This is a genomic window from [Clostridium] citroniae WAL-17108 (assembly GCF_000233455.1).
Lineage (GTDB): Bacteria > Bacillota > Clostridia > Lachnospirales > Lachnospiraceae > Enterocloster > Enterocloster citroniae.
In genome coordinates, this window is sequence record NZ_JH376430.1 from 140,166 (window position 1) to 151,778 (window position 11,613).

Here is an 11,613-nt window from a genome sequence, read left to right on the forward strand (position 1 = left end):
TCCATAGGATTATAGAATTGTTATTTTTTGTAAGTGCTTACATTATATGGTATGCAGCACTGTTGCTTTATTTCTGAGAATACTATACAACATTATTCAAAATTATGCAAGGGGTTTGATGCAGAAATTGTAAGCGTTTACATTCTTGGTCATTATAATTTTCCTTACTAGAAGTATAATCAACTCGTAATGCAAAAAGGAATTTCAAAAAGTTTTTTCAAAAAGAAAAAGGAGAGTGCATTAATTATGAGAAAGCAGACAAAATTAGTTGCTGTGTTGTCAACAGCAGCGCTGCTCGCCATCGGTGCATCCATGACTTCTTTCGCAGCCGTAGGCTGGGCTGAGGAAGACGGCACTTGGGTATACTATGACAGAAGCGAGAACAGGGTTACCGATCAGTGGGCAAGATCCGGCAACAATTGGTATTACCTGGATGATTCAGGTGACATGGCCATTGACCAGCTGATCGAGGATGGTGACCACTATTACTATGTGGATGCAAGCGGAGCAATGGTAACTAATCAGTGGATTGCTGTTGATAATGAGGATGCCGGAGATGATGATGAACCGGACCACTACTGGTACTATTTCCAGGCAAATGGCCGGGCCATGACAAACGGCAGCAGCGACCGGGTTTCCTTAAAAACAATAAACGGCAGACGTTATGCATTTGATGACGAGGGCCGTATGCTCTATGGATGGGTAAATGCCGACAGTGCAGAACGTGTTGACAATTCGGACGGAGACGCCTTCCTTGAAGGTGATTACTATTTCGGCGGCGAAGATGACGGTGCCATGACAACCGGATGGCTCCAGCTGGATATCACTTATGATGAAGCTACCAGCGGTGACTATGAGTGGATCTCCCCAGTATTTTCCGAAGATGAGGATCAGACCAGATGGTTCTATTTCCTCTCTAACGGTAAAAAAATCAAGGCTGATGACGGCGATTCCCAGAAGGAAAGAACCATTAACGGAAGGCGTTATGCCTTTGACCAGTATGGTGCAATGACCGCTGAGTGGTCCATGGATACGGAAAAAGCCACTACTTCTGACGGAAATTCACTGGCAACCTCAAGCCGCGCCCAGTATTCCCAGGCTTGGAGATACTTTAACAGTGTGGAAGACGGGTCCAGGGTGAGCAGAGGATGGTTCAGGGTTGTTGCTGCCGAAATGCTTGACCGGGATCGCTATGATGATGATGAAGACAACTGGTACTATGCAGATGGAAGCGGCAATATCTATGCCGGTGAATTCAAGACCATCAATGGCAGAAGATATGCTTTCAGAAATGACGGCCGCATGGTCAACGGACTGAAGTTCATCCTTGAGGACAGTGATTATATTGAAGTTCTTGCGGATGACAATGATAATTATCCATTTGACAATGAGGATGACTTTATGGAAAATGCCTCAGTGCTTGAGGGAATGGGTTATAAATGCTACTATTTCGGCGACAGCAGCGATGGTTCACTGAAAACCGGCAGAACAACTCTCTCATTTGACGGCGATAACACCACGTTCTACTTTGAGCGCTCCGGAAGCAGAAGGGGTGCCGGTATCTCCGGTGAACAGGATGACAGGTATTACCAGTCCGGACTTTTGCTCAAAGCTGGCTCTGATGAAAAATATCAGGTTATTGTAAGAGATACGGTTACCGTAGCTGCCGGCAAGGATGCAGATAAGGAACGCGACAGCTTTACAAAGCTGGATGATGTAGATGCATTATTAGCAGCTATTGATTCTTCCGACTATGTAAATGTACCTGTTAGCACCCTTGAAAGCGCTGATATGGGCGACATGTTCGGTATCAGCAATCTGAATAAAGACGCTGATGATCTAAGGGAGTTGTATGTTTTTGGAACTGCTGAGGACGGAAACGGCGGCTACACTACCGCATCCGGTCTGGGATCAGATTATATCCTGATCAATACTTCAGGCAAAGTCATTGACGGACGCAGCAGAAGCAAGGATGGCAGCGATTACTACTATGTAACTAATAACCGCGGACAGATCATGGCAATTTATCTGGAAGACTAGTTTCCGCAAAGAATATGTACTCACAGCAAATTAAATAACGGAACAAACGTCATGGCTGCTACTATACACCAAGTTGGTCATGACGTTTTTTATCCGGCCAGTCTGCCCACAAAACTTACGGGAGGTCCCTTATCATGATACGTAAACCAATTTCAGCATCAATCTCAGCATTTACCTTTGCGGTCCTTTTGTCATCCGCGGCTCTAACCAACAGCTTTATAACCTATGCGGAAACGGAAACCAATACGACCGTTATGGAAAACTGCGGGGCATATCTTTTTACCTGGCGGCCTGTGGATTGCGGAAACGGCCGGTATTTTGCCATCCTGGCAGGAGGAAATACCATTGCCGAGCAGGATGTCATACTTAACAGAGGATATGACTATGCTTATACATTTTCCCCCACCCTCCCCCGTCCCTGGGGCGAGGTCCCGTCCCTTGTCAATGTAGACGGCCTTTGGGGGATCCCAGAAAACAGCTCCCTTATTCCCGAAGGAAGTCAGGCTGTGACCCGCATGGTCCTTGTTACCAACAACGGAAATTCTTCTACCAAGGAACGGTATGTGGATATTGTCAGCCTCCCTTCCGGTGTGAATGTATCCGATCTGCCTGCTGAAGTAAGAAAATATCTAATCAATGTGGACGGAACAGATGCCGGGGCCTATGATGGAACCATTACCTCCGGCTGGTACCAGGAGGATGGACAATGGCGTTACAGACAAACTGATGGAACATATATATCCAACGGCTGGCTTGTTGTGGACGATCAGCAGTATTTCATGGACCCAGAAGGCTTTATGCTGGCTGACACCGTCACCCCTGATGGATATTATGTTAATGACAGAGGGGAGCGAAAAAATTATATCCCCGGTTGGACACAAACAGAAAACGGCTGGAGATACCTTATGAAAAATGGCTCTTATGCAGCAGCCAGATGGATACAGGATACAGACGGTCAGTGGTATTATTTTAATATAGGCGCCTATATGGAAACCGAAACACAAACGCCTGACGGATATTATGTGGATGCCAATGGTGTCTGGGATGGCCAGGAATCATCTCTGAATACTGCTGTTTTAGGCCCCGGCCTTTAGTTTCCGCTCCCGCATTCCCGGGTCATGGACCATTGCATGGCCCGGGTTTTTTTGCTCTTAAAACTGTGAACATTTTGTGAAATATAAACGTATGCCATTATTTTTATCTCAAAACCGTAACAAGACCCTAACATTTATCTAAAGTCCTTGACTTGCATTAAATTTCACTGCTATACTTCCACCTAAAGTCAATTTGGAAGGAGGAATTGAATATGCTGCCATCAGATATAAAGCAATTTGAACAATATTTAACCTCACGAAATCTGGCCCCAAACACGATCCAGGTTTATCTATATTCAGTAAAACAATTTTACCAAATGTACCATCGGCTGACATCAGCCAATCTGCAAAAATACAAGATCCAGCTTATGGACCAGTATAAACCCCAGACCGTAAACCTGCGGATCCGCGCATTAAATTCCTTCCTTGAACAAAAAGACTCTTCCATTCCTCCATTGACCATGGTACGGATCCAGCAGAAAACATTCCTTGACAAGATCATCAGTGAAGCTGACTATGAATATCTTATACGGCGTCTTTATGAGGATGAGGAATTCACATACTATTACCTGGTCCGGCTGATCACCGCCACGGGAGTCCGTGTAAGTGAGGTTGTAATGTTTCAGGTAGAGGACGTTTATACAGGACAAAAGGATATTTATTCCAAGGGAAATAAAATGCGCCGGATCTATATTCCCACTGTCCTGAAACAAGCCCTGATGGATTGGACTGCTTCGGAAAACCGCCATAAGGGAGCGCTGTTTCTAAACCGCTACCGCGATCCGCTGTCTCCCTGCGGGATCCGTTCCCAGCTTAAAATGTTCTCTGCCCGTTATGCCTTGAACCCGGATGTAATGTATCCCCATTCCTTCCGCCATCGGTTTGCCAAAAACTTTATTGAGAAATGCGGGGATATTGCCCTTCTCTCGGACATTTTAGGGCATGAGAGTATTGAAACCACCAGAATATATCTGCGGCGCAGCAGCACGGAACAGTATGCAATTATAAATAAGGTAGTGAATTGGTAGAAAGGAAATCCCTATGTGTGATATATCTGTTACAAACAGGACAATCCCTGAAAAAGACAACCGCCTTCTGCTGTTCCAGGGATTTTTGAAGGAAAGCGGTGTATCCCCCAACACTGTGACGGTGTATACGGCTTCCGTAAGACTTTACTTTTCTTTATATGATGAGCTGACCATGAATAATCTGCTTTCTTATAAGCAATACCTGATCCAGCATTATAAGGCAGCTACTGTGAACGCGCGGATTTATGGTATTAACCAGTATATCCGGCAGTGCGGCGAGGGTTTAGAGGTTCCTTTGGAAACATACCGTCTCCCTTCTGTAAAGCAGCAGCAGAAAATGTTTCTGGATAATGTTATATCCCAGACGGATTATGAGCGTCTGAAAAAGGGCCTGAAACAGGACCATAACATGTTCTGGTATTTTGTGGTGCGTTTTCTATGTTCTTCCGGAGCCAGAATCAGCGAACTGCTCCAGATCAAGGTTGAACACGTGCGGATGGGCTACATGGACCTATGCTCAAAGGGCGGCAAGATCAGGCGCATCTATTTTCCTGAATCCTTGTGCACCGAGGGGCTTCAATGGCTGGAATCCAATGGTGTCAGCAGCGGCTTCCTGTTTACCAACCGGTCTGGGCAGCCCATCTCACCCCGGGGGATCAGCCTTCAGCTGAAAGCCCTTGCCAGGCGTTACGGAGTCCCCGAGAACACCGTCTACCCCCATTCCTTTCGACACCGGTTTGCCAAAAATTTTTTGAACCGATTTAATGATATCGCCCTTTTGGCGGATCTGATGGGGCATGAGAGCATTGAGACGACCCGAATCTATCTTAAGCGTTCCTCTGATGAACAAAGACTGCTGATCGACAGGGTTGTTACCTGGTAGCAAAGACTTTATAAAAACAAAACAGGTACCGGAGAAATGCTGAACTGCTGTCCATCCATCTCCGATACCTGTTTTCATATGATTATAAAGTTAAATTACTTCAGGGTAACCTTAGCGCCTTCAGCCTCTAACTTGGTCTTAACGTCCTCAGCCTCTTCCTTGGAAACGCCCTGCTTGATAGCCTTAGGAGCACCGTCAACTACGTCCTTAGCTTCCTTCAGGCCTAAGCCGGTAACTTCACGTACAACCTTGATAACCTTAACCTTGTTAGGACCAACCTCAGTCAGCTCTACGTCAAATTCGGTCTTCTCCTCAGCTGCTGCTGCGCCAGCACCTGCTGCTGCAACTACAACGCCTGCTGCTGCAGATACGCCAAACTCTTCCTCACATGCTTTTACTAAATCATTCAGTTCTAATACGGATAATTCCTTGATAGCTTCGATAAACTCAGCGGTTGTTAACTTTGCCATTTTATGTTCCTCCTGTTTAATATTAAATATTCTGTGTTTCTTTTCTTAAATCCGGAGCCTTATGCTGCCGGATACCTGTTTCTTCTTCTAATTCCAAACAGCGGATGATCTCCTGTACTGTCTGAACAGATGAGAAAAAAGCAACTTATGCTTCTGCTGCTCCACCGTTCTTCTCTGCGATCTGATTGAGAACGCGAGCCAGGTTGGTGATAGGAGACTGGATGCTGCCAAGCAGCTTGCCCAGAAGTACTTCCCTGGATGGGATAGTAGCGATAACCTGGGTTCCGGCCTGATCATAGTAGGTTCCTTCAATGATGGATGCCTTCAGTTCCAGCTTTGGTGCTGTCTTAGCGAATTCAGCTAAGATCCTTGCCGGAGCAGTTGCATCTTCCTTGGAAACTGCTAATGCTGTCGGTCCTTCCAGCTGTGGTTCAAGGGCTGCAAATTCGGTTCCCTCTGCTGCACGCTTGATCAGGGTGTTCTTAAATACTTTGTAGGTTACTCCAGCTTCCCTTAACTTCTTACGCAGCTGGGTATCCTGCTCTACAGTCAGACCGCGGTAATCTACGATCACTGCGCCTACAGCACCTTCAAGCACTCCCTTGATTTCGTCTACAACTGGCTGTTTTAATTCAACTTTTGCCATGAATGGTTTACCTCCTTATTTTATTCTGCATTGAAAACCGTCATAGCATGGAATCATTTAAACATAAAAACCTCTCTGCCATATGGACAGAGAGGTTCGCAAAATCTCATCATAAAAACTCAGAGTTTTGTATGTTCCTCGGCAGGCGGTTACGCCTTACACCTTACGGTACCTGCTGTCTCAGGGCATTCAATACTGTAGCATCATATCATAATGTATGATTGATGTCAAGCCTCATTTTATAAAAATATGCTGCCATGGCTGAGACCGCCGCGGCTATGCCGGCGGCTGCATCAGATCCATGGCAGCACCTATATGGTTGCAACCGATTAGTTAACCAGCTTAGCTACATTCAGCTTAACGCCAGGGCCCATGGTAGAGGCCAGGGCAACGCTCTTAAGGTATGCACCCTTAACTGTGCTTGGTTTCGCTTTCACGATTACATCAATAAGCGTCTGGAAGTTGTCCGCTAACTGCTCCTCTGTGAAAGAAGCTTTTCCTACTGGCACGTGAATAATGTTTGTTTTGTCAAGTCTGTACTCAATCTTACCAGCTTTGATATCGTTGATAGCCTTGGTTACGTCCATGGTAACGGTACCGGCCTTTGGGTTGGGCATTAAGCCCTTGGGGCCCAGCACACGGCCAAGACGGCCTACAACGCCCATCATGTCAGGAGTAGCTACTACTACGTCAAAATCCAGCCAGCCATCGTTCTGGATCCTTGGGATCAGTTCCTCAGCACCTACGTAATCAGCACCTGCAGCCTGAGCCTCGTCAGCCTTTGGTCCCTTTGCAAATACTAAAATACGTACGGTCTTGCCTGTTCCGTGAGGCAGTACAACAGCGCCACGGATCTGCTGGTCAGCATGACGTCCGTCACATCCTGTTCTGATATGGACTTCTACAGTCTCGTCAAATTTTGCAGATGCATTCTTTTTAACTAATGCGATTGCGTCTGCTACGTCATAAAGTGCAGTACGGTCTACATTTTTCATAGCCTCTGCATATCTTTTACCTGATTTCATTCTTATAACCTCCTAGTGGTATTGACGGGGAATCTCCCTCCCACGTTCATATAACGGGAAAATGCTTCAGCATCGTTCCACGATTCTTTTCTATCGTGGACTTTACTTTAATCCAAAAACCTTGCTCAGGGGTCTTCGGATCCATGCACCAATTCTTATTCCTCGATGGTAACGCCCATACTTCTTGCAGTACCTGCGATCATGCTCATAGCAGCTTCTAAGCTGGCAGCGTTTAAGTCTGGCATCTTAGTCTCTGCAATCTTCTGAAGGTCAGCCTTCTTAAGGACAGCTACTTTGTTCTTGTTGGGAACTGCGGAAGCGGTCTTTATGTTGCAGGCCTTCTTGATCAGTACAGCTGCTGGCGGAGTCTTGGTGATAAAGCTGAAACTTCTGTCCGCATATACGGTAATAACTACAGGGATGATCATATCGCCCTGGTCTGCTGTTCTAGCGTTAAATTCCTTGGTAAACTGAACGATGTTAACACCGTGCTGACCAAGTGCCGGTCCAACTGGTGGTGCTGGTGTTGCTTTGCCAGCTGGAATCTGTAATTTGATATATCCTGTTACTTTCTTTGCCATCTTAGGCACCTCCTAAAATTATGTGGTATTGTCGGGAATGTCCCTCCCACCAGCCCTTGCCCTGCAAAAGCTGATTCCGTGTGTTGCTTTTATCCGCTTACATCCTCTTGACTTCAGCGAATCCCAGTTCAACCGGTGTCTCGCGGCCGAACATTTCTACATGCATTGTGATGGTTTTTTTGCTGTCGTTGATTGCCTTAATGGCACCGACAGTATCCTTCCATGCACCGGAGATAACTACTACCATATCCCCTACTTCAAAATCGACTAAGACATCTTCTTCTCTCTGGAAGCCCAGGCTGGCCATCTCTTCTTCTGTCAGAGGAACCGGTTTGGAGCCCGGACCCACAAAGCCCGTAACACCTCGGGTGTTGCGCACCACGTACCATGTGTCATCGTTCATGACCATGTTGATGAGCACATATCCCGGGAACATCTTCTTGTCAGCTTTTTTCTCCACGCCGTTCTTCAGCTCCACTACGGGAAGCATGGGCACGGATACCTCTAAGATCTGGTCCTGAAGGTTTCTGTTTTCAATTGTCTTCTCAATATCGACCTTGACTTTGTTCTCGTAACCTGAGTAGGTATGGACTACATACCAATGTGCTTCTGACATACAATCACCCTCGCCTTTGAATTAAAGAATAAAGCTCAAACCAAACTTCATAACGAAGTCCAGGACAGCGATCACCACACCGATAAAAATAGACATGATAAGCACTGCTACTGTCTGTTTTGCTACTGTTTCCTTGTCAGCAAAGACGATCTTCTTATACTCTTTTTTCAGCCCTTTGAAAAAGCTGGGCTTTTTCTCTTTCTTAGCTGATTTCTTCTCTGCCTTGTCAGCCTTGGCCGTTTTTTCTGTGGTTTCTACAGTAGATACTGTATTCTCTTCCATATTATCACGTCCTTTACTGAACAGGATTACTTGGTTTCCTTATGCATGGTATGTCTCTTGCAGAATCTGCAGTACTTCTTTGTTTCCATACGGTCCGGATGAGTTTTCTTGTCCTTCGTCATGTTATAGTTGCGTTGTTTGCATTCTGTACATGCCAGTGTAATCTTTGTGCGCACGACTTCCACCTCCACTTATATTATCGTAGTTCACATTTTGCTGCTTAGATACTTAATTTTGAGCATAAAAAAAAGACCTAAGCTCTTCCATTCGCCCGTCTACTATACCATAGAAATGCCAGGACGTCAAGGTTTTTTAGGTCTTTTTCATCATTGTTTCGTCATTGCTTATTTCTTTTTTCTTCGGTAAAAAATCAGCCCAATGCCTGCACAGGCTATGATAATCACTGCTGCGGCAACTCCGGTCCATGTCTTTTTATGCATACCATTATCCGGTGTTTCGGACAGTTCCCCTGCGCCGGCCTGGTAAAGCGGTTCCTCATCCGGCACTTCGGCCGGGCCGTTCTCTGTATTTCCTAAGGCTTCTTCCTCAGTGTCTGTTGGATCTGATCCCTGTGCCGGATCCGGAATCTGTTTTGCTGTGGATGGTGACGCATTTTCCGGTCCTTTCACTGATTCAGGCACGGATCTGCTGAAATCCGGGAAAAAGTCTTTCCAGCTGAGTCCTCCGCCTCCGCGGCTGATGGGGCCTTCCGATGCATCGGACTCTTCCTGAGTACCTTCGCTGTCCTGTGTATTGTAGGAGTAGTTTCCATAGGAACTTCTGCCGGAACTTCCCCCTGAACTTCCATAGGATCCGTAATATCCTCCCGAACTTCCTCCCCCGTAAACAAAGGTCAGCCCCTGTCCTGTATATTCCGGGACCGCCACCTTTGTTTTCCGGGATTCCCATGACCCGTCCGGCCATTCAAACCTGACTTTGATATAAAAGGAGTGATTGGCTGACTGGAAATTGTAGATCATGTATCCGTCATTCACAATGCTGGTGTCAAGGGTATTGTCCGGTTCTTTCAGGAAATTTTCATATTCCACCGTGCCCTGGCCATTCTGGGAAGACGGGAGAGTGCGCTTGTTTTTTTCCTTTGTCCATGTCTTTCCATCCGGGCTGCGGGATATGTACAAGCCCGTAATATTGGCAGGGATATTTGCAAAGCTCAGTCTGGCCGAACCGCTTTTATCACTGGCAATGTTCAGTAAGTAGACTTCTGTCAGCTCAGGATCCATTTCCTGTTCCGGCGGATCCGGGAGGGGATGCGGCTGGCTCTCATCCGGAGGCAGCGGATCCGGTCCGGGCGTATCTGAGGCTTCTATTATAAGCTCCCTGGCGCCCTCCACTTTATCGCTAATGATAACCTGCTCCCTGGTTCTGCACAGGATGGATGGCTTTGTTTTATCCTCCACCCCTATTGCTGCCTGGGCGAGTATAAGCTTTCCATTTTCCTCCACTGTAAAAAGGTGGTGTGGTCCCATAATGTTAACCCCGGGATCATCGATCTTAAGCGCTCCCTGCCCCAGGATCCTTACAGGTCCTTCCGGTATCCGGATCTGGATCAGCCCGTGTCCGGTTGAGGCAGAAGAACTTAAACGTATTTCCTTATTGATGACCAATCCCTTTGCCAGGATTCCCACTGTATTGCCGGTTCCTGTCTGTTTTTCGTACCACTGGACCAGCTCCTCCTGACTGTTTATAGTTTCCGTGACTGCCCCCGGCAGCTCGGCGGCCCCTGAAAAGATAATGCCAAAGCTGCACAGTGTCCACGCTGTCAAAACCGCTGCAGCAATCATTTTTATCTGTTTTCTGAAATTTGCAAATCGTTTCATGGACATCTTCCTCGTATCATTGTCTTAGCATGGTTTATATATTTTCTTTTATTGGCCGTTGCCGATAAAAATCGTTATAAAATATACCCTTTCAATCCCGGCCTTTTTGAGAATCCTTGTACACGCCTCAATGGTGCTGCCCGTGGTATATATGTCATCCACCAGAATCACGGAATGTATGTAAGGCGGCAGATGGTCTGCCATAAATGCCTGCTCCAGATTTTTCAAACGTCCGGAAGGGTCCAGGGATTTCTGGGGCGCAGTCTTTTTGCTGCGCCTGAGAATTGTTGAGTTTACAGGTATTCCCAGTTTCTCAGAAAGCCTGACGGCCAGTTCCTGGGCCTGATTAAAACCTCTGGTCTTCATCCGTGAGGGGTGGACCGGAACCGGCAGCAATACATCTGCTTTCATGCGCATTATCCGGGGGCCCAGGCTGCGGAACATGGCTTCCGCATAAAAATCCAGGTATTCCCGCTTGTTATTGTATTTGATCCCGGCCATGGACCGGCTTGCAGTTTCATCATAGTTGATCACGGACAGTCCGTACTCAAAACTCCGTTTATGCCTGGTACAGTCATAGCAGTATTCAATCGTGTCCCCAATAACCTCTTTTCCGCATTTTTTGCAGGTGGGACAGCGGACCCATGACAGCTTTTTCATGCAATCAGGGCATATGAGGAAGCCCTTGGGCATCACGATCCGGGCGCAGACCGGACAGCGCCGCGGAAACAGGATGTTTAGAATGTTATTATAACAGATTTTCACCAGATTCATTATTAATTTTATCCTGCCATTTCTTAAGATTATTGTTCACTTAGTATCTGGGGTATATTTGGATCCTGGGGAGCGGATGATGGGAGAGATGGGGGGGACGGGGGATGGGGGGATGGGGGGATGGGGGGACGGGGAGATGGGGGGTAAATGTGGGTTATGAATGTGGGTTATGAATAGGGGATATGAATAGGGGATATGAATAGGGGATATGAATGGGGGATATGAATGGGGGATATGAATGGGGGATATTTACAATACGGCAGGACCGATCCGGAAGAAAGGGGCAGGATGAATCCGGTTGTGGCTATGAGATTCTTCCAGGCACTCCCGGGGGCC

13 protein-coding genes and 1 other annotated feature are annotated in these 11,613 nt (G+C 46.7%); of the genes, 4 read left to right on the forward strand and 9 right to left on the reverse strand.

Annotation, left to right across the window (positions count from 1 at the left end):
* The first annotated feature begins 246 nt into the window (after positions 1–246).
* From HMPREF9469_RS26505 to HMPREF9469_RS26520, 4 genes are all read left to right on the forward strand, one after another.
* Positions 247–2,040, forward strand: coding sequence for a PspC-like choline-binding domain-containing protein (locus tag HMPREF9469_RS26505; protein ID WP_007869533.1), 1,794 nt, complete (start codon positions 247–249; stop codon positions 2,038–2,040).
* Between the two features lie 134 nt (positions 2,041–2,174).
* On the forward strand, positions 2,175–3,134 hold the full coding sequence (locus tag HMPREF9469_RS26510) for a hypothetical protein (protein ID WP_007869538.1): 960 nt from the start codon (positions 2,175–2,177) through the stop codon (positions 3,132–3,134).
* Between the two features lie 212 nt (positions 3,135–3,346).
* A complete protein-coding gene (locus HMPREF9469_RS26515) occupies positions 3,347–4,162 on the forward strand; it encodes a tyrosine-type recombinase/integrase (protein ID WP_007869540.1) in 816 nt (271 codons plus the stop codon).
* Between the two features lie 13 nt (positions 4,163–4,175).
* Complete coding sequence (locus HMPREF9469_RS26520) at positions 4,176–5,045, forward strand: tyrosine-type recombinase/integrase (RefSeq protein ID WP_007869543.1); 870 nt, start codon at positions 4,176–4,178, stop codon at positions 5,043–5,045.
* 95 nt (positions 5,046–5,140) lie between these two features.
* Here HMPREF9469_RS26520 and rplL read toward each other — a convergent pair whose 3' ends face one another.
* The 9 genes from rplL to HMPREF9469_RS26565 all read right to left on the reverse strand — a co-directional run bounded on the left by rplL (position 5,141) and on the right by HMPREF9469_RS26565 (position 11,277).
* Positions 5,141–5,515: a 50S ribosomal protein L7/L12 gene (gene rplL, locus HMPREF9469_RS26525; RefSeq protein WP_007869547.1), complete on the reverse strand. Its 375-nt coding sequence runs from the start codon at positions 5,513–5,515 to the stop codon at positions 5,141–5,143.
* 145 nt (positions 5,516–5,660) lie between these two features.
* Entirely contained in the window at positions 5,661–6,161 is a 501-nt protein-coding gene (rplJ, locus tag HMPREF9469_RS26530; RefSeq protein ID WP_007869553.1) for a 50S ribosomal protein L10, read from the reverse strand.
* Between the two features lie 55 nt (positions 6,162–6,216).
* Positions 6,217–6,364 (reverse strand) — a sequence feature (ribosomal protein L10 leader region).
* Positions 6,365–6,490: 126 nt separating this feature from the next.
* Positions 6,491–7,186: a 50S ribosomal protein L1 gene (gene rplA, locus HMPREF9469_RS26535; protein ID WP_007869556.1), complete on the reverse strand. Its 696-nt coding sequence runs from the start codon at positions 7,184–7,186 to the stop codon at positions 6,491–6,493.
* 155 nt (positions 7,187–7,341) lie between these two features.
* A complete protein-coding gene (gene rplK, locus HMPREF9469_RS26540; protein WP_007869559.1) occupies positions 7,342–7,767 on the reverse strand; it encodes a 50S ribosomal protein L11 in 426 nt (141 codons plus the stop codon).
* A 97-nt stretch (positions 7,768–7,864) separates the two neighbouring features.
* Positions 7,865–8,383, reverse strand: a complete 519-nt coding sequence (nusG, locus tag HMPREF9469_RS26545) for a transcription termination/antitermination protein NusG (RefSeq protein WP_007869562.1) — start codon at positions 8,381–8,383, stop codon at positions 7,865–7,867.
* Positions 8,384–8,404: 21 nt separating this feature from the next.
* Positions 8,405–8,665, reverse strand: coding sequence for a preprotein translocase subunit SecE (gene secE / locus HMPREF9469_RS26550; RefSeq protein WP_007869565.1), 261 nt, complete (start codon positions 8,663–8,665; stop codon positions 8,405–8,407).
* Between the two features lie 26 nt (positions 8,666–8,691).
* Positions 8,692–8,841: a 50S ribosomal protein L33 gene (gene rpmG / locus HMPREF9469_RS26555; protein ID WP_008726232.1), complete on the reverse strand. Its 150-nt coding sequence runs from the start codon at positions 8,839–8,841 to the stop codon at positions 8,692–8,694.
* A 168-nt stretch (positions 8,842–9,009) separates the two neighbouring features.
* Entirely contained in the window at positions 9,010–10,503 is a 1,494-nt protein-coding gene (locus HMPREF9469_RS26560; RefSeq protein ID WP_007869567.1) for a hypothetical protein, read from the reverse strand.
* A gap of 48 nt (positions 10,504–10,551) precedes the next feature.
* Positions 10,552–11,277: a ComF family protein gene (locus HMPREF9469_RS26565; protein ID WP_007869570.1), complete on the reverse strand. Its 726-nt coding sequence runs from the start codon at positions 11,275–11,277 to the stop codon at positions 10,552–10,554.
* Positions 11,278–11,613 lie beyond the last annotated feature (336 nt).

Coding starts and splice junctions, on each gene's coding strand:
- rplL (WP_007869547.1), bottom strand. CDS start 5,515: ATGGCAAAGTTAACAACCGCTGAGTTTATCGAAGCTATCAAGGAATTA.
- nusG (WP_007869562.1), bottom strand. CDS start 8,383: ATGTCAGAAGCACATTGGTATGTAGTCCATACCTACTCAGGTTACGAG.
- rplK (WP_007869559.1), bottom strand. CDS start 7,767: ATGGCAAAGAAAGTAACAGGATATATCAAATTACAGATTCCAGCTGGC.
- rplJ (WP_007869553.1), bottom strand. CDS start 6,161: ATGGCAAAAGTTGAATTAAAACAGCCAGTTGTAGACGAAATCAAGGGA.
- HMPREF9469_RS26515 (WP_007869540.1), top strand. CDS start 3,347: ATGCTGCCATCAGATATAAAGCAATTTGAACAATATTTAACCTCACGA.
- HMPREF9469_RS26560 (WP_007869567.1), bottom strand. CDS start 10,503: ATGAAACGATTTGCAAATTTCAGAAAACAGATAAAAATGATTGCTGCA.
- HMPREF9469_RS26510 (WP_007869538.1), top strand. CDS start 2,175: ATGATACGTAAACCAATTTCAGCATCAATCTCAGCATTTACCTTTGCG.
- rplA (WP_007869556.1), bottom strand. CDS start 7,186: ATGAAATCAGGTAAAAGATATGCAGAGGCTATGAAAAATGTAGACCGT.
- HMPREF9469_RS26565 (WP_007869570.1), bottom strand. CDS start 11,277: ATGAATCTGGTGAAAATCTGTTATAATAACATTCTAAACATCCTGTTT.
- secE (WP_007869565.1), bottom strand. CDS start 8,665: ATGGAAGAGAATACAGTATCTACTGTAGAAACCACAGAAAAAACGGCC.
- HMPREF9469_RS26520 (WP_007869543.1), top strand. CDS start 4,176: ATGTGTGATATATCTGTTACAAACAGGACAATCCCTGAAAAAGACAAC.
- HMPREF9469_RS26505 (WP_007869533.1), top strand. CDS start 247: ATGAGAAAGCAGACAAAATTAGTTGCTGTGTTGTCAACAGCAGCGCTG.